Annotated in this window: 33 protein-coding genes; 5 read left to right on the top strand and 28 right to left on the bottom strand. The window is 37.5% G+C overall.

All coding sequences use genetic code 11. The annotated features are described in order from the left end of the window. Nucleotides 1-74: 74 nt before the first annotated feature. Entirely contained in the window at nucleotides 75-398 is a 324-nt protein-coding gene (locus tag H1D32_RS02445) for a hypothetical protein (protein WP_261176566.1), read from the top strand. 33 nt (nucleotides 399-431) lie between these two features. Then, a complete protein-coding gene (locus H1D32_RS02440; protein ID WP_261176565.1) occupies nucleotides 432-1,181 on the top strand; it encodes an Mrp/NBP35 family ATP-binding protein in 750 nt (249 codons plus the stop codon). Nucleotides 1,182-1,313: 132 nt separating this feature from the next. Here H1D32_RS02440 and H1D32_RS02435 read toward each other — a convergent pair whose 3' ends face one another. The 7 genes from H1D32_RS02435 to H1D32_RS02405 all read right to left on the bottom strand — a co-directional run bounded on the left by H1D32_RS02435 (nucleotide 1,314) and on the right by H1D32_RS02405 (nucleotide 6,791). Continuing rightward, nucleotides 1,314-1,652 carry a globin domain-containing protein gene (locus H1D32_RS02435; RefSeq protein ID WP_261176564.1) on the bottom strand — a complete coding sequence of 113 codons (339 nt, stop codon included), beginning with the start codon at nucleotides 1,650-1,652 and terminating at the stop codon, nucleotides 1,314-1,316. A 17-nt stretch (nucleotides 1,653-1,669) separates the two neighbouring features. Then, nucleotides 1,670-1,864, bottom strand: coding sequence for a hypothetical protein (locus H1D32_RS02430; RefSeq protein ID WP_261176563.1), 195 nt, complete (start codon nucleotides 1,862-1,864; stop codon nucleotides 1,670-1,672). Nucleotides 1,865-1,876: 12 nt separating this feature from the next. Beyond that, nucleotides 1,877-2,374 (bottom strand): QcrA and Rieske domain-containing protein, encoded by a 498-nt coding sequence (locus H1D32_RS02425; RefSeq protein ID WP_261176562.1) that lies wholly within the window; start codon nucleotides 2,372-2,374, stop codon nucleotides 1,877-1,879. Then, entirely contained in the window at nucleotides 2,371-2,940 is a 570-nt protein-coding gene (locus H1D32_RS02420; RefSeq protein WP_261176561.1) for a 4Fe-4S dicluster domain-containing protein, read from the bottom strand. The genes H1D32_RS02425 and H1D32_RS02420 overlap by 4 nt, the downstream gene beginning before the upstream one ends. After that, nucleotides 2,933-5,092, bottom strand: coding sequence for a formate dehydrogenase subunit alpha (gene fdhF / locus H1D32_RS02415; protein WP_261176560.1), 2,160 nt, complete (start codon nucleotides 5,090-5,092; stop codon nucleotides 2,933-2,935). Before fdhF ends, H1D32_RS02420 begins: the two co-directional genes overlap by 8 nt. Before the next feature lie 3 nt (nucleotides 5,093-5,095). Then, nucleotides 5,096-6,196: an MFS transporter gene (locus H1D32_RS02410; RefSeq protein WP_261176559.1), complete on the bottom strand. Its 1,101-nt coding sequence runs from the start codon at nucleotides 6,194-6,196 to the stop codon at nucleotides 5,096-5,098. 127 nt (nucleotides 6,197-6,323) lie between these two features. Next, nucleotides 6,324-6,791, bottom strand: coding sequence for a PDDEXK family nuclease (locus H1D32_RS02405; RefSeq protein ID WP_261176558.1), 468 nt, complete (start codon nucleotides 6,789-6,791; stop codon nucleotides 6,324-6,326). Between the two features lie 267 nt (nucleotides 6,792-7,058). On the opposite strand from H1D32_RS02405, the gene H1D32_RS02400 reads away from it, so the two are divergent. Further along, nucleotides 7,059-7,352 (top strand): hypothetical protein, encoded by a 294-nt coding sequence (locus tag H1D32_RS02400; protein ID WP_261176557.1) that lies wholly within the window; start codon nucleotides 7,059-7,061, stop codon nucleotides 7,350-7,352. 74 nt (nucleotides 7,353-7,426) lie between these two features. Here the strand turns inward: H1D32_RS02400 and H1D32_RS02395 are convergent, their stop codons facing one another. From H1D32_RS02395 to H1D32_RS02315, 18 genes are all read right to left on the bottom strand, one after another. Continuing rightward, nucleotides 7,427-7,780: a PH domain-containing protein gene (locus tag H1D32_RS02395; protein ID WP_261176913.1), complete on the bottom strand. Its 354-nt coding sequence runs from the start codon at nucleotides 7,778-7,780 to the stop codon at nucleotides 7,427-7,429. Between the two features lie 185 nt (nucleotides 7,781-7,965). Further along, on the bottom strand, nucleotides 7,966-8,496 hold the full coding sequence (locus tag H1D32_RS02390; protein ID WP_261176556.1) for a TVP38/TMEM64 family protein: 531 nt from the start codon (nucleotides 8,494-8,496) through the stop codon (nucleotides 7,966-7,968). Between the two features lie 222 nt (nucleotides 8,497-8,718). Then, nucleotides 8,719-8,961 (bottom strand): TIGR04104 family putative zinc finger protein, encoded by a 243-nt coding sequence (locus tag H1D32_RS25235; RefSeq protein ID WP_396126139.1) that lies wholly within the window; start codon nucleotides 8,959-8,961, stop codon nucleotides 8,719-8,721. A 74-nt stretch (nucleotides 8,962-9,035) separates the two neighbouring features. Further along, the gene (locus H1D32_RS02385) at nucleotides 9,036-9,212 is read right to left on the bottom strand and encodes a hypothetical protein (protein ID WP_261176555.1); all 177 of its coding nucleotides are present in this window, start codon (nucleotides 9,210-9,212) and stop codon (nucleotides 9,036-9,038) included. Nucleotides 9,213-9,259: 47 nt separating this feature from the next. Further along, entirely contained in the window at nucleotides 9,260-9,526 is a 267-nt protein-coding gene (locus H1D32_RS02380; RefSeq protein WP_261176554.1) for a DUF4190 domain-containing protein, read from the bottom strand. 246 nt (nucleotides 9,527-9,772) lie between these two features. Next, nucleotides 9,773-11,149, bottom strand: coding sequence for a 23S rRNA (uracil(1939)-C(5))-methyltransferase RlmD (gene rlmD, locus H1D32_RS02375; protein WP_261176912.1), 1,377 nt, complete (start codon nucleotides 11,147-11,149; stop codon nucleotides 9,773-9,775). Nucleotides 11,150-11,222: 73 nt separating this feature from the next. Beyond that, on the bottom strand, nucleotides 11,223-12,494 hold the full coding sequence (locus H1D32_RS02370; protein ID WP_261176553.1) for a DUF4179 domain-containing protein: 1,272 nt from the start codon (nucleotides 12,492-12,494) through the stop codon (nucleotides 11,223-11,225). Further along, a complete protein-coding gene (locus H1D32_RS02365) occupies nucleotides 12,487-13,017 on the bottom strand; it encodes an RNA polymerase sigma factor (RefSeq protein ID WP_261176552.1) in 531 nt (176 codons plus the stop codon). The genes H1D32_RS02370 and H1D32_RS02365 overlap by 8 nt, the downstream gene beginning before the upstream one ends. A gap of 146 nt (nucleotides 13,018-13,163) precedes the next feature. Then, nucleotides 13,164-13,616, bottom strand: coding sequence for a YhfM domain-containing protein (locus tag H1D32_RS02360; protein ID WP_261176551.1), 453 nt, complete (start codon nucleotides 13,614-13,616; stop codon nucleotides 13,164-13,166). A gap of 680 nt (nucleotides 13,617-14,296) precedes the next feature. Continuing rightward, nucleotides 14,297-14,449 (bottom strand): lmo0937 family membrane protein, encoded by a 153-nt coding sequence (locus tag H1D32_RS02355; protein ID WP_261176550.1) that lies wholly within the window; start codon nucleotides 14,447-14,449, stop codon nucleotides 14,297-14,299. A gap of 83 nt (nucleotides 14,450-14,532) precedes the next feature. Next, nucleotides 14,533-14,985: a hypothetical protein gene (locus H1D32_RS02350; RefSeq protein ID WP_261176549.1), complete on the bottom strand. Its 453-nt coding sequence runs from the start codon at nucleotides 14,983-14,985 to the stop codon at nucleotides 14,533-14,535. A 21-nt stretch (nucleotides 14,986-15,006) separates the two neighbouring features. Then, nucleotides 15,007-15,834, bottom strand: a complete 828-nt coding sequence (locus H1D32_RS02345) for a DUF1835 domain-containing protein (RefSeq protein ID WP_261176548.1) — start codon at nucleotides 15,832-15,834, stop codon at nucleotides 15,007-15,009. Between the two features lie 280 nt (nucleotides 15,835-16,114). Further along, nucleotides 16,115-16,900 carry a hypothetical protein gene (locus H1D32_RS02340; RefSeq protein WP_261176547.1) on the bottom strand — a complete coding sequence of 262 codons (786 nt, stop codon included), beginning with the start codon at nucleotides 16,898-16,900 and terminating at the stop codon, nucleotides 16,115-16,117. Next, nucleotides 16,901-17,431 carry an RNA polymerase sigma factor gene (locus tag H1D32_RS02335; protein WP_396126138.1) on the bottom strand — a complete coding sequence of 177 codons (531 nt, stop codon included), beginning with the start codon at nucleotides 17,429-17,431 and terminating at the stop codon, nucleotides 16,901-16,903. 237 nt (nucleotides 17,432-17,668) lie between these two features. Then, complete coding sequence (locus H1D32_RS02330; RefSeq protein ID WP_261176545.1) at nucleotides 17,669-17,929, bottom strand: hypothetical protein; 261 nt, start codon at nucleotides 17,927-17,929, stop codon at nucleotides 17,669-17,671. Between the two features lie 213 nt (nucleotides 17,930-18,142). Next, on the bottom strand, nucleotides 18,143-18,463 hold the full coding sequence (locus H1D32_RS02325; RefSeq protein ID WP_261176544.1) for a hypothetical protein: 321 nt from the start codon (nucleotides 18,461-18,463) through the stop codon (nucleotides 18,143-18,145). A gap of 329 nt (nucleotides 18,464-18,792) precedes the next feature. Then, nucleotides 18,793-19,302, bottom strand: a complete 510-nt coding sequence (locus H1D32_RS02320; RefSeq protein ID WP_261176543.1) for a YhfM domain-containing protein — start codon at nucleotides 19,300-19,302, stop codon at nucleotides 18,793-18,795. Between the two features lie 38 nt (nucleotides 19,303-19,340). Continuing rightward, nucleotides 19,341-19,880 (bottom strand): hypothetical protein, encoded by a 540-nt coding sequence (locus H1D32_RS02315; protein WP_261176542.1) that lies wholly within the window; start codon nucleotides 19,878-19,880, stop codon nucleotides 19,341-19,343. A 178-nt stretch (nucleotides 19,881-20,058) separates the two neighbouring features. Here H1D32_RS02315 and H1D32_RS02310 point away from each other — a divergent pair, with 178 nt between their 5' ends. Both H1D32_RS02310 and H1D32_RS02305 read left to right on the top strand, forming a co-directional pair. Beyond that, nucleotides 20,059-20,313: a YvdQ family spore coat protein gene (locus tag H1D32_RS02310; RefSeq protein ID WP_261176541.1), complete on the top strand. Its 255-nt coding sequence runs from the start codon at nucleotides 20,059-20,061 to the stop codon at nucleotides 20,311-20,313. Further along, a complete protein-coding gene (locus H1D32_RS02305; protein ID WP_261176540.1) occupies nucleotides 20,310-20,618 on the top strand; it encodes a DUF3231 family protein in 309 nt (102 codons plus the stop codon). Before H1D32_RS02310 ends, H1D32_RS02305 begins: the two co-directional genes overlap by 4 nt. A 109-nt stretch (nucleotides 20,619-20,727) precedes the next feature. Here the strand turns inward: H1D32_RS02305 and H1D32_RS02300 are convergent, their stop codons facing one another. From H1D32_RS02300 to gatB, 3 genes are all read right to left on the bottom strand, one after another. After that, nucleotides 20,728-21,525 carry a metallophosphoesterase gene (locus H1D32_RS02300; RefSeq protein ID WP_261176539.1) on the bottom strand — a complete coding sequence of 266 codons (798 nt, stop codon included), beginning with the start codon at nucleotides 21,523-21,525 and terminating at the stop codon, nucleotides 20,728-20,730. Nucleotides 21,526-22,032: 507 nt separating this feature from the next. Further along, nucleotides 22,033-22,944 carry a diacylglycerol kinase gene (locus H1D32_RS02295; RefSeq protein ID WP_261176538.1) on the bottom strand — a complete coding sequence of 304 codons (912 nt, stop codon included), beginning with the start codon at nucleotides 22,942-22,944 and terminating at the stop codon, nucleotides 22,033-22,035. A gap of 172 nt (nucleotides 22,945-23,116) precedes the next feature. Further along, nucleotides 23,117-24,550 carry an Asp-tRNA(Asn)/Glu-tRNA(Gln) amidotransferase subunit GatB gene (gene gatB, locus H1D32_RS02290; protein ID WP_261176537.1) on the bottom strand — a complete coding sequence of 478 codons (1,434 nt, stop codon included), beginning with the start codon at nucleotides 24,548-24,550 and terminating at the stop codon, nucleotides 23,117-23,119.

Below are 24,550 nucleotides of genomic sequence, written 5' to 3'. Positions count from 1 at the left end.
GATGTAGGGAGGTTTGCACACTGTTATCGACAACTATTACATTTCAAGGTGATCTAGATGAAACAATTCTTCACATGAACAACATAAATAGAATTAGTACTACTCACTATCAAATTCATCCATCGACAGTTAATAAAGCGCTTGGGGATTTGTTTATTTCTGAAGGTCAAATTAATCTTCAGTATTCTGGAGAATTAACGCTACCTGAATATCTACTCATTCATGATATCATTGTAGAGCTTCAACATTCATTGAATGGGAAAGTCGACGATTCAAATAGTTTTTTAGGCTATTTGCCAGACGGAGAATCTGTTTATATTACAAAGAATTGGGATAAGTGGGTTAGTTATATCTATAGTTCTATGAAAAATTGTAAAGATAATGCTTCATACTTTTAAGTTTAAAACCTGAGAGAAAATTGGGAGGTTTACATGTTATCTGGTGAAATTATTTCTGTTATTTCTGGTAAGGGTGGAGTTGGAAAGTCTACTGTCTCTGCCAATCTTGCCGTGTCATTAGCAAAGCAAGGAAAAGCTGTAGCGCTAATCGATTTTGATATTTATGGTAGTAGCATTCCAAAAATGATGAATATAGGCTTTGGACCTAAATCAATGAATAATAAAATTGTTCCCGTCGAGTCACATGGGGTGTCCATCATGTCGATGGGATTTATCGTCAAAAACAATGACCCCGTTGTTTGGCGCGGACCAATGCTAGGCAAAGTGATCGAACAGTTTATTAATGATGTTCTTTGGGGCAAGTTAGATTATGTCGTCATTGACATGCCTCCTGGGACTGGAGATGTTGCTTTGGATGTCAATCGACTGATCCCTTCTTCACACCAAATCCTAGTGACAACCCCTCACCCAACTGCTTCTCATGTTGCAGAAAGAGCTGGTAAAATGGCAGCTAACAACAATCATGAACTCATTGGGATCGTTGAGAATATGTCATTTTTTCAGCCACCAGATTCCGAGGAAAAATACTATATTTTTGGCAAAGGTGGATCCGAACAACTTGCTTCTTCTTTAGGTACAGAGGTGCTCGCGAAATTACCAATCATAGCACCTAAGGAAGGCGATTTTGAACCATCTATTTACCGTGAAGGAATTCTATTTGATATGTATATGGAGCTTGCGCAGAAGGTTGTAAAATTAACGAGTAGCCCAGAGAAGGAATAATTTTATAGGCAACGAAAAGAGGTTGGACCGATTTCCAACCTCTTTTCATTACGCTCTTTTCTAATAGCAACAAAGTTTTCGAAAACAGCCTTTCGTTATAACGTCTACACGTATTTATTTGTAATAAAATCATTACAGTTGCTCGCTTAACACCATATCCTTATACCCTTTTAACATTTCCAGTGCTTTCTTCTTGTCCTCATCACTATATCCATGAACATTTAGTGCTTGTACGAAATGATCAACCATTGATTCAAAATGGTGGTCATCTATTGTGACATTTTTGTGCGCTTCCTTAATTTGTTCACTTGAATAATTCCCTTCACCGAATGCATGAGAATGAAAAGTTTCTGGATGGTGCTGGATTCGTTCTTGTGCGTAGTTCTGAAGCAGCTCCTGTAATTTTGGATCTCCTTGAACTTTACTAAAAAACTCTTTGGATAAAGCCTGATAATCGTTATTTTTTCCCAAAGTATTCCACCCCTTAGTTATTGATCCATTACTCGGTCTACTTTTCTAAAGAAAATGTACGTAATGATCGTGAATACAAACATAAATCCTAGTGCAAGAAAATAGTAAAATAGTGTATCATAGTGCCCTGCTAAGTATTCTTCAACCATATATTGAACTAAAATGATCTGTATCGTGATTAAACTAATAAATATCCACCACGCCATTCTCATTTGATACACCTCCTAGTGTTGTGCTTGGGTAACCCCAACTGCATATATGCCGTTGTTTTTAAATGACAAGGTAATTGAAGGTAGACCACGTGGTGGAGGCCCAGCAATAACTGACCCGTCCTCAACATTGAAGAAGCCATGATGACAAGGGCAAATCAGTCTCCCATCATCTTTATCCCAGTAGACAGGACACATTAAATGAGTGCACTTAATGTGATAGGCACGGTACTCCTCTTCAGAAATGCGGATTAGTAAAGCTGGGTCACTTTCTTTGGGATATCCAAAGGTGACACTATCACCAACCTCTAAATCGCCTTGATTGGCAATAAACATTTCTAAATCAGTGGCTTCTTTCCTTTTTGATAAAACCACTAAGGGAGTCGAGCTTAGAAACATGACACCCATTAGTGCTAGAGTTGAGGCAACGAAGCCTCTTCTGTTTAAATCTAGTTCTCGGTCTCTTCTAACGTTAAAAGTAAGTGAACGAAGAAATTCTTCAATTTTCTTCATGATTGCACCCCTTCACCATCATAATAACCAAAGTTATTGCTTCTCGTATCTGGTAAACCAATTACGGTTTTTGTCTCAATGGTTGTACCACCAAAGTCCCACTGGTATTGAACTTCTTTTGGTGAATGATTTTTCAACTCCTGCTCATCAAGGAATTGAATTGTATCCGTCGGACAAACACTCGCACACATTGGCGGTGTACCTTTGGATGTACGGTCATAACACATATCACATTTGTACATCATTTTTTTGACGTCATCTACTCTAGGGATTCCGAACGGACACGCATAGGTACAGTTTTTACAACCAATGCACTTCTCCATTGAAGCTGAGAGGACAAACCCATCAGCTGTAATAGAAATCGCTTGTACTGGACAGCTTTCCGCACATGCTGGTGTCACACAGTGCATACATGGTGTAGGTGAAGTCGCAACTGTTTCCCCGGGATTTAACTCGTCGACAAACATCCTTGACATGTGATCATGTCCACTACATTCTTCGCACCCAACGATACATGCCCTACACCCTATACATCGTTCGTAATCGATATATAAGACTTTACCCATGTTTTACCCCCATACTCTCGGCTTTTTCAATCTTTACCGCACAAACCTTAAACTCAGGAATTTTCGAGTTGGGATCTAAGGCTGGGTTCGTTAAATTGTTAATTGCTAACGATTTCCCCCAATGATACGGTACAAATACCATGTCTTCCCTGATAATCTTGGTAATCTTTGCGACAACCTCCATGCTACCTCTTGCGCTCGAAATTTTAACCAATTCTCCATCCCCGATGTTATGCTTTACTGCTAATTTCGGGTGAATTTCGACGTAGGGATCCGGACAAAAATTTAGCAGTGATTCAATTCGTCGTGTTTGATTGCCACTTAAATAGTGATAGACGACACGACCAGTTGATAGGATAATTGGGTACTCTTTACTAATATTTTCATTTGGCCCTTTATGTTCAAACGCTAATATCCTTGCTTTTCCATCTGGAAAATTAAATTTCAGATCCTCAAATAGCCTCGGCATGCCCTCCGACTCTTCTGTCGGGCAAGGCCAAAATACCCCTTGCATCTTATCTAGCTTTTCATAAGTAATTCCGTAGTAGTCAGCGATGCCACCTTTACTCGCTACTCGAAGCTCGTTAAAAATCTCTTCCGGACTATCGTACTTAAAATACTTTCCTCTACCTAGGCGCTCTGCTAAGTCACAAATTATCTCCCAATCACGTCTTGACTCCCCAGGAGTTCGATCAATCCCTTTGAGTCTAAGAACACGACCTTCGACATTCGTCGTTGTTCCATCATCCTCCACCCAAACGGTTGACGGTAAAACAACATCAGCTAACTCTGCAGATTCTGATAAAAACATATCGATTGCCACAAAGAAGTCTAAGCTTTTAAGATATTCACCAACATGAGCAATGGATGGAGAAGAGACGATTGGATTACTGCAGGCCAAGATTAAACACTTAATCTCTTTCCCTAACGCTTGTAGTAATTCATAAGCTGATAAACCAGGCCCTGGGATTTCGGATTCATCTACACCCCAAACGCTGGCAATATACTCACGCGCTTTAGGATCGGTGATCTTTCGAAACCCTGGTAATTGATCTGTTTTTTGACCATGTTCCCTCCCACCTTGTCCATTTCCTTGTCCAGTAAAGGTAGCGAATCCTGATCCTTTTCGACCAATTTTCCCAGTGACTAAGCAAAGATTTACATAAGTTGAAACTGCATCTGTTCCAGTAGCATGCTGTTCAACACCACGAGCAAACATCGCCATGCCATTCTTTGCTTGTCCGAACATTCTTCCTGCGCTCACAATTTTTTCTGGTGCAACACCTGTAATCTCTGACACATGCGCTGGTGTATATTTTTTCACCAATTCCTTCAATTTTTCAAAGCCTGTTGTATGATTTTCAATAAAGTCATGGTCTACTAAATCATCTTCTATCATGACATGTAGTAGTCCATTCGCTAACGCCACATCAGTTCCTGGACGAATATCCAAATGAATATCCGCAACTAACGCTGTCTTCGTTTGCCTTGGATCAACAACAATGATTTTGGCGCCATTATCTCGCGCTCCCCATATATACGGCATTGATAACGGATGACACTCAGCAGTGTTTGAACCCGCTAATAGCAATACATCTGCAGATTTAATGTCAGACCACGGATTGGTTGAACCGCGATCTATTCCGACACTTTGATTAAACCCAAATGAAGCAGAGGACATACAATATCTTCCGTTGTAATCGATATTTTTTGTACCAAGGCCAATCCGTGCAAATTTGCCCATTAGATAACATTTTTCATTTGTCATCGATGAACCACTATAGATCCCAATCGCGTCCTTACCGTACTCCGCTTGGATTCCCTTAATCTTTGAAACGATAAGCTCCATCGCTTCGTCCCAAGTAGACTCCACTAACTTCCCATTTTTCCGGATCAGTGGATGTAGAAGTCTTTCACCATGCTCTGCCTGTCGGTAAGCCGCAACACCTTTTGGACAAAGTCTTCCACCATTCATTGGAAAATCATAGCGAGGTTCAACTCCGAGAACTTCCTTTGAGTCCGTTTTCACACGGATGTTCATTCCACACTGCATACCGCAAAAGCAGCAATGAGTTGAGATTAATTCCTCCCCATCTCTTTCGATCGCATCATATTCACGTTGGACATATTCCCTATTTTGAGAATGACCCATGTATCATTCCTCTCCTTTCGCTGCTTGAAGACCGTTTCGGCCATTACTTTCTAGTACTATATTTGCCTGCCCTAAGTGGACTTTCGCACCATATCCACCCAAGCGATGGCTTACTCTTCGGCACTCTGAACACAGATCCGAAAAATGAAGAGACGTTTTGTCTATCGGAACAGACAACTGCCTTTTTTCTAACCCAATCTGAACATCTTTAATTTGAGTAGCAGTTGCATACTCTCGTCCACATTTCGCACACGGCTTTTGTTCTGCCATCGCATGATACATAGGAACTACAATTGCCAAAAAACGAAGTGGTAAATGCCAAAACTTACTAAATGGAAAATACAGTAGAAAAACAATAACTGTAACTTGATGAGCTAAAGCAATTCCTAAATACGAGAAGCCCTCCATCCAAATTGCAGAGACAGTTAAAAGAGAACCAGTGATTGAGATAGCTATTAAAAGAACGAGTGGAAAAAAGTCATACTCCTTCGATTGCTCAACAATCTTCTTTTGATCCGTTACCCTTCTGTATAAGGCCATGCCACATCCAATAATGACCGCAATGCCGGTCCAATTTAAGCCATGATAAAGCATGAAAGCCAAAAATGAATCAGCCTCCATCTGAAACATCGGTAGACCGAAAAAGACCACGACATATGTTTTTGGTTCAATTAACTCAAAATGCATCCAATTCAATACAAGCGCGAATGTAATAGCAAAAGAAATTAAAACTCCCCAAGAAATGAACATATGCTGAACCCAACGAAAAAACGAACGGTTTCTAATAAACTTCTGTTCTCCAAAATTGGAGTATAAGGTTTTAAAAGCAAACTTCAGTCCTTTAGGACTCGCCATCATTTTTATTCCTTGTTTCCATAACCTTCTCGTTGGAGGACGAAGCGTCCAAGACGTAATTCTAATCGTCAACAAAACAAAGCAAACGATTGTCGCCCATAAATAGCCATAAAGCGCCATATCTACATACCCGAGCTGCTCAGACCCAATATAGATAGAAAAAAAGACCAACACTAACACAATAAACACATTGCGAGCAGACTTCTTTGAAAACAACAAAGAATCGTCTTCATATGGTTTAAAATTCATGATGCCCCTACCCTTTCTAACATTTAGATGATTTAGAAGTTAGTATCCCAATTAAGTAGGTAAAAATTCGACAATATAGAAAATAGTACTAATAAAAAGGAAAAAATGGGGTCTGACCCCCACTGCGTTAAAGCTTTAACGCGGCGGGGGTCAGACCCCTACAATGCAGCATATCTAATTCGATCGTAAGTAAGTCGATGCACTGCTCCATTTGATATTGAAAGTTCTGCAATTGCACAACCTCTTCGATCATTTCTGAAACCAATAGCTGCAGCATTACTTTAGTTTTTGAACTTGCTAATTCTCTGTACTCAAAATCCCATTTGATTAATCCTTCTTTTATTAGGTCTGAGATTGTTTTGCCTATTAGCATATATCTTGTTTTCGGATTATTTGATAGTGCTTCATATCGAAATAGTTCACCAACATCACGATGGTCGACGTTTTCTTTGACGACGACAAACAAGTCATTTCCCTCTTGGTCCTCAAAGAGAAAATGGCCATCTAAGAGCCATTCACTTTCCTTACGAGTTAACCCCTCTTCAATAATGCTAGGTGCTACATTCAGTGCATATTTTACATTTGTTTCAAACATAACGTTTCCCCTTCCCATACTTTTTTTCCTTCTACTCTATAAATACAAAAAAGTTTGAAAAAGGGGGACAAGTTTCATTATATTTTTTGTAGAACCCCTCCGACAAATATGGTTAATAAATAGTTAAGTACTCAATGATCACTTTCTACGTTCTGTCCCAAAATAAATCTACATATATTAGGAATAATAGGTCTCTCTCTTCTAGGACCACCTATGAAAGTTTCAGATTGAAATCTATTAACAGGGTAGACACAAGGAGTGACGCTTATGGTAGAACATGAACAGAAAGACCAGTTAACGGCCACTGAAAGAAAACTTTATTTATATGGAGCTATTCTATTTATCGGTCTCATTTTACTTACTCTTATTTTCGGTTTTTTTCTATCGCCCTTAAGATTGTTACAATTACGTTTGCTGTTCGTTGGAGTTGCTCTTATCTATAATTTTTCTATTTTCTTTTTCTACGAAAAACTTCGCATAAAAACGGAGGAGAAAATTCCGAAAGAAACACAAAATGAAATTATCATTTTATTTAACGGCAGAGAACTTGCCAGAAAATAACACTCACCTCTACCTATTTAGTTCCAAAGCAGCACTAAAAAAAACTGACGATCAATGATCGCCAGTTTTTTCTACTATAATACGTATTCTGCTAAAACGCTTTGAAGTTCATAAATATTTAAGCTTTTATTAAATTGCTTTTGAATAGGTGCTGCACTTCCCGAAATCCAAATTTTAAGTTCAGCATCTAAGTCAAAGTTGCCAGCGGTTTCAATACTAAAGTGAGTGATACTTTTATATGGAATCGAATGTAGTTCCACTTTTCTCCCTGTTAACCCTTGCTTATCTACTAGCAACAATCGTTTATTGGTAAATATGAAAAGATCTCTTATTAGTTTATAAGCTTTGTCTACCGTCTCATCCTTCGTTAATACTTTAGCAAATTCTTTTCTTACATCTTGAATATTAACTTCAGAAGCATTACCCATCAATCCATCCAAATCCCCACTTAAATTCCTCCATCTCACAATTTTACTCGCTTTAATGAATTTCAGCATTCATTTTTTTCGCACTAGATTTTAAACGCGTTGAAACCATTCGCACAACTAGATATTTAAGTTAAATTCTACGAACCTAAACCCAAATCCTTCCACCTAAGTTGATTGAAAAATCATCAACTAGCTGTTCTTCTTTTGGAGATAAATTTATAACTAAAATAAACAACCAGGATGATAACCGAGAATATCCCTAAAATGTAATAATCGACTTCTAATGTAACGATTCCCAAGGGAATTAGTCCTAAAACAAAGAAAAACAACAGATTACCTGCACTAGTTGCTATCAGAAAGTCTTTAAAATGGATAGAACTTACGCCCGCTGCTATATTAACCATACTGGTAGGTATGAACGGAAAAACTCTGCCTACAAACACAAATAGCAATCCGTTTTCTTCTATTTTCTCTTTAAAACCAGTGTTAATTCTTTTTAGTAAAAAATCTTGAAAATAGTACCGTACACCGATAAAGATGATAGCCGCAGCAATAATACTTGTAATCCAACTCCAAATTACACCGTAGAAAAAACCAAATAACATAATATTAACGGTAATCAAAACTATAAGTGGAATGATTGTAAACGAATTCTGAATAACCATCATAACTAACATAATAAAAAGTACGGTTGCTAAATTTTCATTCAAGAGCAACTGGATCGCATCCAGATCTCCTTGAAGCAATAAAGTAAATACGCCGAGTCTTTGGACAACCGCTATACTGCATGTAATAACACTTACAATTAAAAGAACTCTTATCCAAGGTTTAATATTCGTTCACCAACCTCTTGACTAGATAGCTTTAGCATCACCGCTTATTTTCCTTACCATTCATAAACATATACTTGGAACTACATTCCCTTACGCAGCAATAAATCAAAAAATCCCTTCGTCTTTATACGTAAATTCTAACAAAAATGGGTTTAGTAACAGAACAATGATTATTAAGGTAATACCAAGGATTAGACTGACCGTAAAAGATAGATTGAATACTTGTAAAAGGAAGAACATAAACAATGCAGTTATTGGCCCTCCCCATGCTCCTTGGCGTCTTTTTTGAGCCGTAACATATTGGTCTGAACCACAGTTAGGACATTTTTTGGACCTAGACCATAATATAGTTCACGGCATTTAAACGAATATTCACACGACCAGCACCTAGGCAGTTTTATGACTTTCTCCTTTGACTTTACTTATTTTTCTTCAATTTTATTCATTAAGTATTCAGTCTGTTCCTCTAGTCTTTTTAACCTTTTTTTATTGTCACTAAGGCCTCGTACCAACGAAATAGCGAAATAGATAATTCCAAATAACGCTGCAAAAATAACTACTTGATACAACGCGTTAATGATACTAATTTGATCAAACATGACTATCACCTCAATTTTATGATGACTCACTAAGATAAATACGATCGCTAAGCTGCAGGCACATTAAGAAAAGAAATAATTCCAATTAGGACCAAGAAAAGTTGGGCTACAATTCCAATCACACTGCAAATCAAACCTGCATTTGCATAACTGATACCTTCTTCGTTTGTCCTTTCAATTTCTCTTTTGGCAGCTATTGAGATGATAATACCAATTACGCCAATTACAATTCCGAATCCTGGTACGAATATTGATAGAATACCTAGAGTTAATGCAATCACTGCTTTTCTATTTTGATTTTCTTTTTCAACCATTCAAATTCCCCTTTTCCTAAAAAGCTACAAGGCTTTATTTAAATTTTAACATAAAGGACCAAAAATCTTCTTTGTATAAAGCTGTTTTTGCATAGATTGTTGCTATTCAACTATGCTGCATTAGGCATAACACTAAGTCCGGCGAGCTTCTTTTCTAACTTGTTACCTGAGGAGTATGAAAAAAAGTATACGAAAATAGTAAAAAAGAGACTAACACAAAGTTAGCCTCCTCTCCATTGTTAACCGTTACACTAAATCAAGATAGGTAACGACCTCTACATGATTTGTATGAGGGAACATATCGACTGGTTGGACTTCGACTGTCTTAAATCCACCATCCTCTAAAACTCGTAGGTCCCTAGCTAAGGTCGCCGGATTACATGAAACGTAAACGACTCGCTTTGGTTTCATTTTTACAATGGTATCGAGCAACGCTTCGTCACAGCCTTTTCTTGGCGGATCAACGACGATGACATCAGCACGAATGCCCTGAGCGTACCACCATGGAATGACTTTTTCTGCTTCACCGACTGCAAAGTCTACGTTTTCCATATGGTTTAGCTTTGCGTTTCGTTTTGCATCATCAATAGCTTCTGGAACTATTTCAACACCGTACACATGCTTTGCACGCTGCGCTAAAAATAATGAGATCGTTCCTATCCCACAATAGGCGTCAATTACTGTTTCTGCCCCTGTTAGTTGGGCATATTTAAGTGCTTGGTCATAGAGTACCTTGGTCTGCTCAGGGTTTACTTGGTAGAATGACCGCGCTGAGATCGCAAATTTTACGTCACCAATCGTGTCGTAAATGTACTCTTCACCTGCCAAAACAACCGTTTCCTCTCCAAAAATTACATTCGTTTTCTTGGAATTGATGTTTTGTACTATCGATGTCACATGCGGGATTTTCGCCTGAATAGCTTCAATTAGCTCTTTTTTATGAGGAAGTTCACGAGATCTGGTCACCAAGACAACCATGAGCTGACCTGTGTTAACCCCATAGCGAGCGACAACATGACGCAATGTTCCTTGATGTTTTTCTTCGTTGTAGCCTTTGATGCCTAATCTTGTAGCCACTTCTCGGACAGCCTGAACAATTTTATCGTTTTCTTCATGCTGTATTAAACAACTATTCATATCAATAATTTCATGACTTCTTTCTTTATAAAAGCCCGCAATTAACCCACCTTCACGATCAGCAAATGGAACTTGGGCTTTATTACGGTAGCGCCACGGGTCGTTCATTCCTAAGGTTGGATGAATGACAATGTCCTTAATTTTGCCAATTCGCTCTAGGACATCCTTTACCTGCTTTTGTTTTTGCTTAAGCTGACCTTCATAACTTAAATGCTGTAGCTGGCACCCTCCGCATTGATCAAAAATTGGGCAAGCAGGATCGTCAACACGGTCCTCGCTTTTCTTTGTGACTTCTAAGAGTCTTGCAAAACCGTAGCCTTTATTCACTTTAATTACCTTCACCAATGCCTTCTCACCTGGCAACGCTTTTGGTATAAACAAGGCATAACCATCTATTTTCGCTACCCCTGCTCCTTCATGGGTTAAATCCTCAATCATCACTTCAACAATTTCATTTTTTGTAACTGGTGTACTTCCTTTAGCCATTCGTTCTACTTCCTTTTCGATCAATTTTACTAGTGTTGATTTTATCACAACCAACCCGCTGTTGCGAATGCTGCTAGTTAATTGGAATGGCAATTCGCTCATCGTATTGTTTTAAATAATGGATCCCCTCAATAAAGAGTGTGTCTGGCATTGTCGTCGTTTCAAATAAAAGAGTTCGTTCCTTTAACATCCGTCCATCTGCTTGTTTCGTATCTATTTGCCCAATCGTTGTTAGTAATGGCGTTTTAGTAGTGTCAGTTCCGATTGAGACGCCATCGAGTAGCACAAATTCATCTGTCGCAATTGTCAATTCAACCCGCTCTGGAGTGACTTTGACATCTTTAATCAAGAGTTCATATTCCCCCATCAATGCTATCGATTGCTGTATGGAATATGTTTCTTGCAGAGTGGCATAACCGATAAACTCCTTGATGTGCAGTTCTAGAGAATTTAATTGTTCTGGCAGTGCGTCATATCTGATCTCGAACTTAGTTCCACGTAGCGAAGAACTACTGCTACTGCCGAGAATTTCAACGGGTTTGCCATTGGCAATCAGGTCAATCCCATGTAATCCAAGTGGTAACCGATCAAAATTTTCGACATTCAAGGTCCCTTTAATGACTGTCATCGTTGGCGTAGCTGAAAGTGTTTTGAATGTAGCCGTTCCTTTATCGAATTGAATTTTCTTGTTAATCGTTTGTTTGATCTCAGCTTGTAATGCCTTGTTTGGATTATATGGAAAGGTAAGATCTTTTTGAAGCATCTGTCCGTTCTCTAATTGGTGCCGGAAGTGAAGCGTTAGTTTTTTAGCAAATGGACTTACGGCGTCAAAATCCATCATTCCTTTTAGCTCAGTTCCTTCTTCATTTAGAAGTCCGGTCCCACTTGACACATAAGCTTTCGTCAAAAAACCAGTGATTTCAGAAGGGCTAAAATCGTCACCGTATTCAACCCCATTAGGATTTGTCAGTGTGTAGTAAAGAATGGTTCGATTTGCATCTGTCATAATCCCATCGATCGTGAGTTCCGTCCCGTTCTCAAGAGAGATTGTTTTGTCAATAACCTGGCCCATTCCGGCCTCGTTTAGTTGCTGTAGAGTTCCGTTCACTAACTCATCGAAGCCAAATAATTTTTTTCCATAATAAGCAAAACCATTGTAATGATAACCGACAATTGTGAAAAGGACGAGCGCCGCCGCTACCATTTTCCATAGAGAAGTGAAACGTCTTGGTTTTTGTGACTTTGTGTTCAGTGTGTTGCGTAAGCGCCCCTCTAATTCTGGTGGAGCTGACATTGCATCAATCCGTTGTTTTTCTCTTTCTAACTGCTTTTCTATGTTATTCATCTTTACCACCTCCGGAAAAACGTCTAAGCTTTTTCAACCCTTCAAAAATCCGTGATTTGACTGTTCCGACTGAGACATTGGTTATTTGTGCAATCGTTTCGTAATCGAGGTCATGAAAGTACTTTAGTTTAATCGTTTCAGCTTGATGTGGATTTACCTTCATTAATAGCTGTTGAATATCAATTTGTTGCTCGCTATGAAGATACGGATCAGGAATATCCGCCTCGATATACTGGTTGAAATCCTCAACGAGCACTAGCTTTTTTCGCTTTCTCAACAACGATTTACAGCTATTCACGAGGATTGTTTTGCTCCAGCTATAAAAGGCATCCTCTTTCTTAAGCTGGCCAATGTTTTCATATAATCGCAGGATCATCTCTTCCATCGCATCCATGGCGTCATGCTGATTTTCCATATAGGTGTATGCAAGTCGATAATACTCATCTTTTTGATTCATTACTAATTGCAGTAACGCTTCCTTGTTACCCTTTTTTGCTTTTTTCACTATTTGACCAACATCCATAACCTCACCTCTCTCCCCTATAAGAGTATTATGGTAGGAAAAAAGTTCATTTTGCGAGAAAAATATTTTTTAGGAAGAAAAAAAGACCTATTCATAGGAATAGGCTGATTGGCTAAAAAAGCTTAGCTTTTAAGTTGAACATAACCCTAATCATCAATGCTACCGATAAGCTCCCTCAGGACATTTGTTTCCTCCACGGGTATCCGAAAAGCAGAACCACCGTGTACAACAAGCACGCCTTCTTCACCTTCACTGTTTAAAGTCAAAGCGTACTTCTTTGTTGTCTCATCATCAAATGCTAGAACAACATCATAATCAGAATTGATAAGAACAAATTCAAAGGAAGTTGTGTCTTCGGTTTTCTTTATTACATCAATAATTAAAGTCATTGACTCACGATCATTAACACTACTTTTCGTTCTTAAATAAGAAATAAACTTCGTATTATTAAATCTAAAAAAAAGGTTAGATTGCCAATTTTGATGCAATGTAATTTCAATTACAATCTTATCTTCATAAGAAACCCCTTCAATGGCTTCTCCTGAGTTACAAGCAGCTAATGTCATCGTTACTAAAATTATCATCCATAGTTTTTTCACGGTATCGCCCCCACTTATTTAGACGTACCTTCTATGGAAAAGGTATCAACTAAATTTAAATAAACATGTTTAGGATCTTATTTTCATAAAAGTTTTCATAATTTAATTGCTGGAAAAAGCGCTCTATATCAAGTTTTTTAACATTTACCACGAGATTTAATTAAACGTTTGATTAATTCTCAATGCTTCTATTTTCATAAGTGTTTTCATAAGGCTATTTTCGCAAAGTTTGTTGCTTTCGTAAAAATACTAAGATTTCACTACTTATTTAGTAAGTAGTGCTCTTTTCTTACTCAATTTATTGAGTGATATCTCCATCTAACGAATTTTTCCAATTATTTTACGTTAAAAAGCCACAATGTTACGAAAAGAGCCTTTCATAAATAGAAACACTTATAAAACCGCTCTATATCAACCCTTTTTCACCTATGTCCGATATTTTTAATCAAACGTTTGATTAATTCTTTTCTATTAAGAAAAGCGCAAGCGCACATTTAAGCCCCGACAAAAGTACTGACCTCGTTCACAACATGTGTTACTTCAAGAGTTACTACATGCAGCTTTGCCTCGAGGGTCCACTGTACCAAAGAGGTAGCATTTAATGAACAAGCTTATTTGACCTCGAGGGGCTGGGCTGCTTGCGCTAGACAGTTATTACGTTGAAATTTTATAATTTTTTTCTAATCAAAAGGTCTCCGCCCCTGGATCACTCTAATTAAGACCAATGCTACTGCAATAATTAGGAGAAGGTGTAAAAAGCCACCCAATACGTTTCCTGATACGAAACCTAAAATCCACATAATTAAAAGGATACAAAAGATTGTCCAAAGCACTAGTAACAACTCCTTATAGTAGTTTCTATTATAAAGGCTTGTTCAGGTCTTTACCCTAGCATTTGTACTTTGAAACAATTCATCTAGTATTGGAGTAGGTTTGACTCCTCTGGCAAAACACTTGTAATAAAAGCGATCTCTTCTTCCGTTACCGCCTCTGCAAAAAATTGCGTTCCCCAGTGGCCTGAATGAAATAGAGGCTGATATTCCTTTATTAGATTTACGGTGAACCATTTGAAATCTCCACGATTAGATAAATGGTTATTTAACAAATAATCAGTGATGGCATCTGTTTTACTTCCCTTTATAATAGTCAGGTGCCCCTTTGAAGCTAGTTCCAATCCTTTATGAAGCGATTTTACTTCTTTAATGGTCTCAGCCTCCTCGTTCCAACAATGAATTTCTATCATGTCCGACTCTTCTAAAAAGTAGCTAAGTATCGGTACCCAATAATCGTAGTTACCAGTTACTGGCTTTGGAAATGACGAGTCTCCTTCTGAATAGGTTGGAATTTCAACTACAAACTTACTTTTCAAATAAATCGCCTCCCTAGCCGACTATTGCTTCAGCTTTACACTATAGTATCTCATTGACTTCAGACTACCTTCGACATCAAATATCCCTGCCTCGATCAATTTTCTAAGACGATACTCTAAGAAAGCATCACCAACATATTGATCTAAATGTCCGAACACTTCGCCGATAAGTCGCACTGAATTCGTATATTCATTCACCTTTTGTTTACTACGTAACTTTTTTGCCCTGTATATGATTAATTCGTCAAAATGGCTTTCAGATACACTTACTATCCTACCATTTCTCCAAATTCGTAGATTTTCCTTTGACTCTGAAAGTGCCAGCCATTCTTCTTCAAGATCCTCACGTTCTTGCTGAGAAAGAGGTGATGCTTGCTTCATTTGTTTATATAGAACATGCAGCTTCTCAGGGGATACTTCACCTGTATGTAGTATCGTCTGCTTGCTATTCTTTTTCTGAAAAAATTCGTTATGTGCATCTGTCGTATTGATTATAATAAGCTCAACATCCTTATCTTTTAAAAGACGAAGTACGTAACGGAGACCCGTTTGCTCATGAGCGTTATCAGCTGTCCAGATGGTAACCAGTGTTCCATCCGGAATTAGCTTTATTTGATTGGACGTCTCTTGAAATTCTGATTTATATTCTTGGTAATTGTCGTTCGTCTTGCTATTTTTTAACCAATCAAACCTACGTACTTCTCCTTCTCCATCATGCAACTTCCAGATCGGTCCGATGGAGAACATGTCATCAAAAGAAATGATCGTATCTTCTCCATCACTCCCTAAATGCTCTAACGCGTATTTCAACCCTCCCGAAGGGGATTTACCAAACAGGATATGAATCATTTTAATTACTCCTTAGGATTTATTTTTGGTGATAAAAATGTTATATATCAACGTTCCTAAAGGTTTCGGTCAACTTTTAATCAAACATTTGATTAATTTTCCTCAGAACTGTTTGCCTTTGAAGATAACCTTTCAAAGGTTGATCCTTGTTAACTTCTTGGTTGGTTCGTTTCCATCCATTTTCTCCTATCCCTTTAATTTAGATTTCGCTATTAAATATCTTATTCCTTTGCAACCCACAAAAAAAAGAGACCCTAAATGGATCTCATGTTAATTTCAGTTATTCAGCGTCTATTTCAACAATTTGAAACTCTTTTAACATATGCTGAAATCTAGCTCCGTGGCCCTCGGAAGCTTCAAGAAAATAGTTTTGTTGGATGACGAAGCTACCTTCTTTTTCATTTGAAACAATGTAAACCTTAGTGACTAGACTGTTCCATTCATGACCATCAATTGCTGAAACTAAAAGCCCATCAACTGGTTCAGTGACCTTAGTAATCTCTTCAACTGTCGCAAAAGTTTCTTGCAGTTCTCGATGATATTCCGCAGCTATTTCTTCTGGTGCCTTGTCTGCTACTTGCTTGATTGTCATCGATACATCTGGATAACGTTCATCTAATTCCTGGTTAAAGACGATTTTATCGAGGCCATTCTCTTGGATCATGCGATAATTTTCTTCATCAATATAAATGATGTAGCCTGCTGTTCCTTCTTTTAATACGACTTCTTTTTCTTCTGGCATCCCTTCAATCTCTTCGACTACTTGCTTTTCTGGCGCAAAGTATTCACGAAGGTTAGAAACGAATGCTTGACCTGTATCTGTTGTTGTTCCGAAAACCCCTAATAAAACTGCCGCAGCAATCGTTCCTGTTAACCAACCTTTTGATTTCCTTTGTTTAGGTGTTTTTCTGCTATTCATTGGTGTTACTTTCATTTCCTTTTCCACCGTTTTTAGTGCTAATTTCGTCTCAATTTGGTTCCAAATATCTTCTTTCTCCCTAGAAACACCATCTGTATTGTTTAGCAAACTTGCTGTAATTTCTCTATCCACATTTTTGTCTTCCATCTAGTTCGCCTCCTCTTTTGCCTCTAAAAAAGTTTTGAGTTTCTGCCTTCCCTTGAAGAGTCTTGATTTAATCGTGTTGAGATTTTCCTCTAAAATATCGGCGATCTCTTGTTCTTTAAAGCCATTTAGATATTTCAAGACAATTGGTGTCCGGTTATGTGGTTCTAGAGCCTGAATCGCTTGATACAAATCTTCATATTCTTCAAGTTGTTGATCATTATGTGTTTGTTCAATGATCTCAGCAACACTAATTACCTTCGAGTTCTTTTTCAAGATACGATTACATTCATTAAGAAGTATTTTATAAAACCACGGTTTAAACGGACGGTCTGATTGATATAAATGGATGTTTTGATAAACACGGATAAACGTTTCTTGAACCGCATCCCCAGCGTGAGCCGCATTTCTGTTCATCACAACCGTTGCTGAACGCATTGCATAATCAAAATACAGATCATATAACTCTCGAAAGGCACTTTTACTGCCATTCTGAATTTGTTTAATAATTTCTTGATCGTTCAAGACTTCCACCCCTTTCTTTTTTCCAATCGCTTCATTCACTCTATATACCTGCGTAACTACGAAAAAGTTTTTACATCTAAAAATTTTTTTAATTATTTTTAGATGTAGTTCCGTTAAGACCATTTCCAACTAAGTTTAGATTGATATAGCTCGGATAAGGTAATTATGATATTACTCAAATGCAAAAAGAGAGTATTACATAAATACACTCTTTGACGTTCGTTATACGCTGAATATTGGCTCAGACTAATTATTTTTTTCATATTTAAGATAATCTCTCACATCCTGAGCAACATATCGCAAAGCAATACCCAAAACGATTGAAACTAGTGCTAAAAGAAAAAATGAAACTGTCATGATTGTTCCCCAGATGTCATTTGTGTAGTTATAAATAAGGACTTCATCAAAATTGCTCCTTATAAATGAAACAAACGTCAGTATGAATAAAAATCCTGCTAATCCAAATAGCTGTTTTGATAGCTTTAATATCCGTTCAAAGTAAGGCATTCATATCCCCCTTCCTGCTGGTACTGATTAAAATTTTAACGTAAATATCCAAAAACCTGACTAGTAAATTAATTTTTTTTTGTGATTACCAAGACTGTGGAAAAAGGGGTGTGGATTGAAGTAGGTGGAAGTTATTCTTAGTTGCGATGATGATAGTTCCTTGGTTTAGTGTTCCAACACTAAATAAAACTGAGAATATCCCAAATTCTAGTCTCAGTTTATTATTCTATGAGATTCACTTTGATGTCGTGTTTTTATTCGATAGTAGTACCCGAAACAAAGACATAAAGTTAAGAAAATAGAAATACCGAAAATATAAAGAATTTCCCAACCGACCGGGCTTCCGAATAAGATCCAAACTTGATATGGGATAAAGATTATTAAAAGCAAAAGTATGATTCCGAATGGAAGCATAATCGTATTTTTCTTTATTTCATTTGCCATAGTTGCTGGTTTAACCTTCTCCAATTCAGCTATGATTTTAACTACTATTAGCAAGAATACTACACCTAATATCAGTAGTAACCAGTTCATGATTTCACCCCAATTACCTATTCTTTCTTCCTACCAACTTTGTAAATGTTTCTCTAACAGTTTTATTAAAACTAACAGAAAATAAAGCTAAAAAAATGGCAATCCAAATTGGCAAACTCATTTTTTCCTCCTTGGATGTTATTTGATCGTTTCTCTACTATTGATATTTCTTAGCTCGTCGCGTATTTCCTTCAAATATTGATTTCTTTGTTTCAGCAAATTAGTGAACATAACGAATACAAAAATTACAAAACACAACGCTCCAAAAAACAAAATTATCGGAAGCAATGAAAAAATAGTGATCATTATTACACCTCCAATATTTAGATTTAATTAGTCAATGTAAGAAGAAACTCTGCAAATTCTATGGAGATTGTGTAACCAGTACTTGTATCCTTAACATCCATGTACATGACTTTTTCTCCGGATGTCAACCAAAAATGAAAAGCATAAGTCTCATTGTTATTTAACAGAAATATAAAATCATAGTGAGGTGTTGATGTATTTAAAATACCAGGTATTAGCTCTGAAGTTTTCAAGGCCTCGATCACCTTCAAGTGATCCTGGCTGTTAGTAATTTCATTTAGCAGTGTTTGTCCAATCATTCCATGTGCAACTGATTTATAAATGCTTATTTGAGAAATGCCAATCTCCTCAATTTTTAATAGTAAATCTTTGTGGATCTCAGACAGTTCAGTTTGTTCAGATGCCACCATCTTTTGTTCAAGTGTCAATGGCTTTGCAATTACTTCTTTTGATGACCCGTCTGCCTCTTTGTCCGTACACCCAGATACAACGAGCAGCAATAAACAAACGATAATGCCAATGGCTTGCTTCATGTTATCCTCCCTGCTATGTTTCAATTCAGGTTTAATACCTAAATCTCCCTAATTTTTCTCAATAATCCTGCAAGCCCTCTGCTACCTAACAGTAATCCCACCCCTAACATTAACCGAACTACTTTCTCAGTAACTCCAAACCACAATTCATATTTATAACTAGGATGTATATGTTCACCGACCTCGTTTAATTGTAGCCAGGTCGGAATCAACATAAAAAATTGTGGGAGTGTATGTACAATCATAAAAAGTCCAATTACAGAAAAAGCAATTACTTGAAATGCGTTGGTGTCCATTTGTAATTTCTTTACATCATAATCCTGATCCTCGTCTAATATAAAGAAACTAGTAAATCTATCAGCAAATAACCAGAGAACAATACTAAACACTAGCAAGACCAGAAACGGGGCAATATTAAGAAGAACATTAATCCAAGCTTCTTGCTCTGTAACTAAATTCTCGTAAAAAACAGGTAGCACGTAAAAATTAATAACTCTCGCTAAGTGCAGTAACGCCTGTAAAAATATATAAACTGCAAGCAACCTTAAACCTATAAAAGTAAATTTTCTTAGCAACATAATACCTCCAGATCTTATTAGAACAAATTACTACTTCATTCTAATATATTAACATAAAATACCAACTAAATATCTGATATTTTTAATATTATGATTTAACTTTTGGATATTTTTTACTTAAATAGGATTAAATTTTACACACTTTTGAAATGCTAAGAGAGGTAGGAGGTGAAAGAAAATGTCTAATCCTTTTGAAGCTGTATGGAATACTTTAAAAACATTAGTTGATAAAGAACCTAAATCTCCCTTACATGTTGGAGAAGTGATGAGTATTTGGACTTACCTTGCAATGATCGATGAGGCGATAAGATATGAAGAAGTGGGCCTTAACACAACTACTGACAATGAAGTTAAAGAATTACTGATAGATGCCAAAAAAATATGTGAAAGTCAGTCGCAAAGATTATCTGATTTCATGAATCTGATTTCATGATAAAAGAGGGAGTTCCGTTACCACCCGTCCCTGATAAAAAACCTTTATCAGAACCAGACGAAATCCCACTCGGTGCTAAATTAACCGATAATGAAATTGCAAATGGAGTATCTTTGAAAATTGCAATGGCTGCTGTGGAGTGCGCAATGGCTAATTCACAATCAATAAGAACTGATGTAGGACTAATGTGGTTAGAATTTTATACCGAAATGTTAACCTTTGGAGCTACTACAAAAACACTACTTCGAAAACGAGGCTGGATAAAAGTACCCCCATATTACTATCCACCCGGGTTACCTAAATAGAAAAAAGAAGAAAAAAAAGAAGGAAAAAGAAGGGGTCTGACCCCCGGCGCGTTAAAGCTTTACAGCGCTGGGGGTCAGACCCCTTTTTTAAGACCTCTTTTTTCCTTTTTTAATTAACGAATTTCACGTTTATCTCAACCACTTCTGATCTACTGCCGACTCGAAATGGAGGTCCCCAGATTCCGAAGCCTGATGAGACTACGGTATGAAGATTTTCTTTTTGATAGTGACCATAATGATTTTCATAAATGGCTTGTGTAATTAAATTCCCAGGAAACACCTGACCTTTATGTGTGTGGCCGGAGACCATTAGGTCAACTCCAGCAGCACTTATTTCATCAAACTCTCTTGGCTGATGATCGATTAAGAATATTGGCTTATCTTTATTTAAGGAAGCTGTGAGTATATCAATGCTTTCCCTCTCTCGATCTGAATAATCTTTTCTCCCTATGATATAAAAGAGATCGTCTAAATTAATAACGTCATCTACTAGGACTTGTACATTAATCTCATTCATTTCCTCGATAAATAACGGAATGTCTCGACCATAATATTCATGATTACCTAGAACAGCATAGACACCCATAGGAGCTGTTAAGCCAGATAAAATTTCTCCAATGTTATGCTTTAAATAAGGATCAATACTATTGTCTAATACATCGCCCGCTATGAAAATAATATCAGGCTCAACCTCTCTCGAAAGTTTAATCAGGCGATCGATAAAACTATTTTTGATCGTTTCACTTATATGAATATCTGATACCAGCAGAATTTTCAACTCATCCATTTCAGTCTCTTTTTGGATTTCAACATCGTAACTAACGACGACTGGATACCACATATTATAAGAGCCATAGACTAGGAAAATTAAGAAAAAGATAATGACCGAATAACCAAACCATTTCACGCCTCTTTTTTTACTTAAGTAATAAACCAAATTTATTATAGGGAGTAGAACCAAACTATACCCAAATACTATAAGCCAGATAAACCCTATCCACGTAACGATTTGTATATGATACAAGTGACTTAAGAAAAAAGAAATTGAAATGAAAAACATAAAAATGAAATATGTTTTTTTATACTTAAAACCATAAGACTTTTTAAGCCAAACCCATCCATTGAAAGCCACATAAAAACAAAGAAGGATATATATTAAAAGAAAAACAATGATCATTAATGGCACAAAATCAAACTCCTTTATTGGTTTTTATTCTCTCTACTTCTTCTATCAATTTAGAAAATATGAGTTTTGACGCAACTTCGCTACGTATCACAACTACCATTTGTAATTATAGCGTAATTGCAATTGGATGTATTGTTAAAGGGTCTCAAATATTAAAGAGTATTAAAGAGGGTCTGACCCCCAGCGCAGTAAAGCTTTACCGTGCTGGGGGTCAGACCCCACTGAAAGTTAGATATCTAGGTATTTCATCATTTGTTTTTGGGGAACAAGCATCTGTAAATGATGTCTTAAATTAACAAACTCGCCTGGAAGCATGCCGCCATATTCTCCATCTAAATTTAAATGGACAACTTCGTCTACATACACTTTGATCCTGGTTGCTTGAGCGTAGATAATCGAAGGGTCATTCATATGTTCACCCCGAACTGCATGACTAGCAACTCTGACGAAGTCTGCTAAGTTTATCTTCTTTAGAATAATTAAATCAAACATACCGTCGTTTAATAATGCTTTAGGTGCTAGCTTTTCAAAACCTCCAACTGAGTTTGTATTGGAAACGAGGAAAAGCATAATTTCACCTTCAAAAAGCCTGCCATCGTATTCAATTCTAACATTAACCGGATGAATTTTTGGAAGCTTCTCAATCCCCTTGGCATAGTAGGCAAGCTGTCCAATCATTGTCTTTAGTTTGCTAGGTACTTCATAGGTAAGCTCCGTCAAAGTACCACCACCGGCAATATTGATAAAATATTGGTCACCAACCTTACCAATGTCAATTGGCATTTCAAAGCCATTGCAAATGACATCGCAAGCTGCCTCAATGGTCCGCGGGACTTCAATGGCCCGAGCAAAATCATTAGTTGTTCCAGCAGGAATAATCCCTAATTTCGGTCTATATGGTAATTCGCCCAATCCGTTAACAACTTCATTTATCGTACCGTCCCCACCAGCCGCGATAACAAGATCAAAACCACGTTCTGCCGCTAACCTGGCTGCCCGTTTTGCACAGTCTTTACCTGTGGTTGCATGCGTGGAAGTTTCGTATCCTACAGTTTCTAGTCGTTCTAGTATGTATGGTAATTGTCGCTTAACTTGCTCCCTACCAGATGAAGGATTATAAATTAAACGTGCCCGTTTCATAAAAACGTCCCCTTTAGTTTCGTAAAGTGAATTCCAACATTTAACATGTACATCCCTATTTTAACCGATTTAAATTCAGATGAAAAGGGGACAGTGTAAAAAGGGGTCTGACCCCCGGCGCAGTAAAGCTTTAAAGCGCTGGGGGTCAGACCCCTTCTTTCACTTTTCTTTCTTATCTTGTTTTAATTTCTTCTAATAGAATTCGATTGACGAGCTGCGGGTTTGCTTTGCCTTTTGAGGCTTTCATAACTTGTCCGACTAAGAAGCCAATTGCTTTATCTTTTCCAGCTTTGAAATCATCAATGGAAGGTTGATTTTGATCAAGAATACCGATGATCATCTTACGAATTTCGCCTTCATCAGAAATTTGAACTAAGCCTTTTTCCTTCACAATTGTTTCAGGATCGCCGCCTTTTTCGATTAGCTCCTTAAATACGTCTTTTGCAATTTTATTAGAAATCGTTCCTTTTTCAATTAGAGCAATCATTTTTGCTAACGCTTCAGGTGTTAATGGTACATCACCAATTTCTTTGTCAGCTGTTTTTAAATAGGCATTAACTTCACCCATTAACCAGTTCGCGAGCAGCTTAGGAGGAGCGTTAAAAGTTAAGCCACTTTCAAAAAAATCAGCCATCGCTTTAGATTGCGTCAATACCCCTGCATCATAGCTTGATAACCCTAATTCACTCATATAACGAGCTTGACGAGCATCAGGAAGCTCTGGAATCGTTGCTCTCACTCGTTCCTTCCACTCATTATCAATGTGGTAGTCTACTAAGTCAGGGTCTGGGAAGTACCGATAATCTTCTGAACCTTCTTTTACCCTCATCAGAATCGTTTCTTTTTTACTATCATCCCAGCGGCGTGTTTCTTGCTGTATTTCTCCACCAGCAGTAATGACCTCTGCTTGACGAATTTCTTCATACGCTAAGCCACTTCTAACATGAGCAAAGGAGTTTAAGTTTTTAATTTCCGCTTTTGTCCCGAACTCTTCTTGCCCTACTGGACGGATGGATACGTTGGCGTCACAACGAAGTGAGCCTTCCTCCATACGGCAGTCAGAAACCTCAGTATACTGCAAAATTGCCTTGAGTTTCTCTAAATAAGCATAAGCCTCTTCAGGTGTCCGAATATCTGGTTCAGATACAATTTCAATCAATGGCGTTCCGACACGATTATAGTCTACTAACGAATAATCACCATTCTCTGAATGTGTCAATTTCCCTGCATCTTCCTCTAAATGAATGCGGGTAATCCCAATTCGTTTTTTCTCCCCGTTCACTTCAATATCGATCCAGCCATGCTCGCCGATCGGTTTATCAAATTGAGAGATTTGATATGCCTTTGGGCTATCTGGATAAAAGTAATTTTTCCGATCGAATTTCGTGATTGAGGCAATCTCACAGTTTAGGGCCATGGAAGCCTTCATTCCAAATTCTACTGCTTGTTTGTTTAACACCGGTAACACACCTGGGTGACCTAAACAAATAGGGCATGTTTGACTGTTTGGCGGCGCGCCAAACTCTGTCGAACAACCGCAAAAGATTTTCGTATTCGTCTTAAGTTCAACGTGGACTTCTAATCCAATAACCGTTTCAAAGTTCAT

The sequence above is a fragment of the Anaerobacillus sp. CMMVII genome (assembly GCF_025377685.1).
GTDB lineage: Bacteria > Bacillota > Bacilli > Bacillales > Anaerobacillaceae > Anaerobacillus.
The sequence above is the reverse complement of the archived record's forward strand: the minus strand, read 5'-3'. Positions and strand labels throughout refer to the sequence as shown.

Excerpts from the sequence above, each read along its gene's own strand:
- H1D32_RS02365 (WP_261176552.1), bottom strand. The coding sequence starts at position 13,017 with ATGGATGTTGGTCAAATAGTGAAAAAAGCAAAAAAGGGTAACAAGGAA.
- H1D32_RS02420 (WP_261176561.1), bottom strand. The coding sequence starts at position 2,940 with ATGGGTAAAGTCTTATATATCGATTACGAACGATGTATAGGGTGTAGG.
- H1D32_RS02320 (WP_261176543.1), bottom strand. The coding sequence starts at position 19,302 with ATGAAGCAAGCCATTGGCATTATCGTTTGTTTATTGCTGCTCGTTGTA.
- H1D32_RS02295 (WP_261176538.1), bottom strand. The coding sequence starts at position 22,944 with ATGAAACGGGCACGTTTAATTTATAATCCTTCATCTGGTAGGGAGCAA.
- fdhF (WP_261176560.1), bottom strand. The coding sequence starts at position 5,092 with ATGGGTCATTCTCAAAATAGGGAATATGTCCAACGTGAATATGATGCG.
- H1D32_RS02340 (WP_261176547.1), bottom strand. The coding sequence starts at position 16,900 with ATGGAAGACAAAAATGTGGATAGAGAAATTACAGCAAGTTTGCTAAAC.
- H1D32_RS02310 (WP_261176541.1), top strand. The coding sequence starts at position 20,059 with ATGTCTAATCCTTTTGAAGCTGTATGGAATACTTTAAAAACATTAGTT.
- H1D32_RS02445 (WP_261176566.1), top strand. The coding sequence starts at position 75 with ATGAACAACATAAATAGAATTAGTACTACTCACTATCAAATTCATCCA.
- gatB (WP_261176537.1), bottom strand. The coding sequence starts at position 24,550 with ATGAACTTTGAAACGGTTATTGGATTAGAAGTCCACGTTGAACTTAAG.
- H1D32_RS02380 (WP_261176554.1), bottom strand. The coding sequence starts at position 9,526 with ATGGTTGAAAAAGAAAATCAAAATAGAAAAGCAGTGATTGCATTAACT.
- H1D32_RS02395 (WP_261176913.1), bottom strand. The coding sequence starts at position 7,780 with ATGGGTAATGCTTCTGAAGTTAATATTCAAGATGTAAGAAAAGAATTT.
- H1D32_RS02440 (WP_261176565.1), top strand. The coding sequence starts at position 432 with ATGTTATCTGGTGAAATTATTTCTGTTATTTCTGGTAAGGGTGGAGTT.
- H1D32_RS02430 (WP_261176563.1), bottom strand. The coding sequence starts at position 1,864 with ATGAGAATGGCGTGGTGGATATTTATTAGTTTAATCACGATACAGATC.
- H1D32_RS02325 (WP_261176544.1), bottom strand. The coding sequence starts at position 18,463 with ATGAACTGGTTACTACTGATATTAGGTGTAGTATTCTTGCTAATAGTA.
- H1D32_RS02405 (WP_261176558.1), bottom strand. The coding sequence starts at position 6,791 with ATGTTTGAAACAAATGTAAAATATGCACTGAATGTAGCACCTAGCATT.
- H1D32_RS02345 (WP_261176548.1), bottom strand. The coding sequence starts at position 15,834 with ATGATTCATATCCTGTTTGGTAAATCCCCTTCGGGAGGGTTGAAATAC.
- rlmD (WP_261176912.1), bottom strand. The coding sequence starts at position 11,149 with ATGGCTAAAGGAAGTACACCAGTTACAAAAAATGAAATTGTTGAAGTG.
- H1D32_RS02400 (WP_261176557.1), top strand. The coding sequence starts at position 7,059 with ATGGTAGAACATGAACAGAAAGACCAGTTAACGGCCACTGAAAGAAAA.
- H1D32_RS02385 (WP_261176555.1), bottom strand. The coding sequence starts at position 9,212 with ATGTTTGATCAAATTAGTATCATTAACGCGTTGTATCAAGTAGTTATT.
- H1D32_RS02315 (WP_261176542.1), bottom strand. The coding sequence starts at position 19,880 with ATGTTGCTAAGAAAATTTACTTTTATAGGTTTAAGGTTGCTTGCAGTT.
- H1D32_RS02370 (WP_261176553.1), bottom strand. The coding sequence starts at position 12,494 with ATGAATAACATAGAAAAGCAGTTAGAAAGAGAAAAACAACGGATTGAT.
- H1D32_RS02425 (WP_261176562.1), bottom strand. The coding sequence starts at position 2,374 with ATGAAGAAAATTGAAGAATTTCTTCGTTCACTTACTTTTAACGTTAGA.
- H1D32_RS02410 (WP_261176559.1), bottom strand. The coding sequence starts at position 6,196 with ATGAATTTTAAACCATATGAAGACGATTCTTTGTTGTTTTCAAAGAAG.
- H1D32_RS02305 (WP_261176540.1), top strand. The coding sequence starts at position 20,310 with ATGATAAAAGAGGGAGTTCCGTTACCACCCGTCCCTGATAAAAAACCT.
- H1D32_RS02330 (WP_261176545.1), bottom strand. The coding sequence starts at position 17,929 with ATGCCTTACTTTGAACGGATATTAAAGCTATCAAAACAGCTATTTGGA.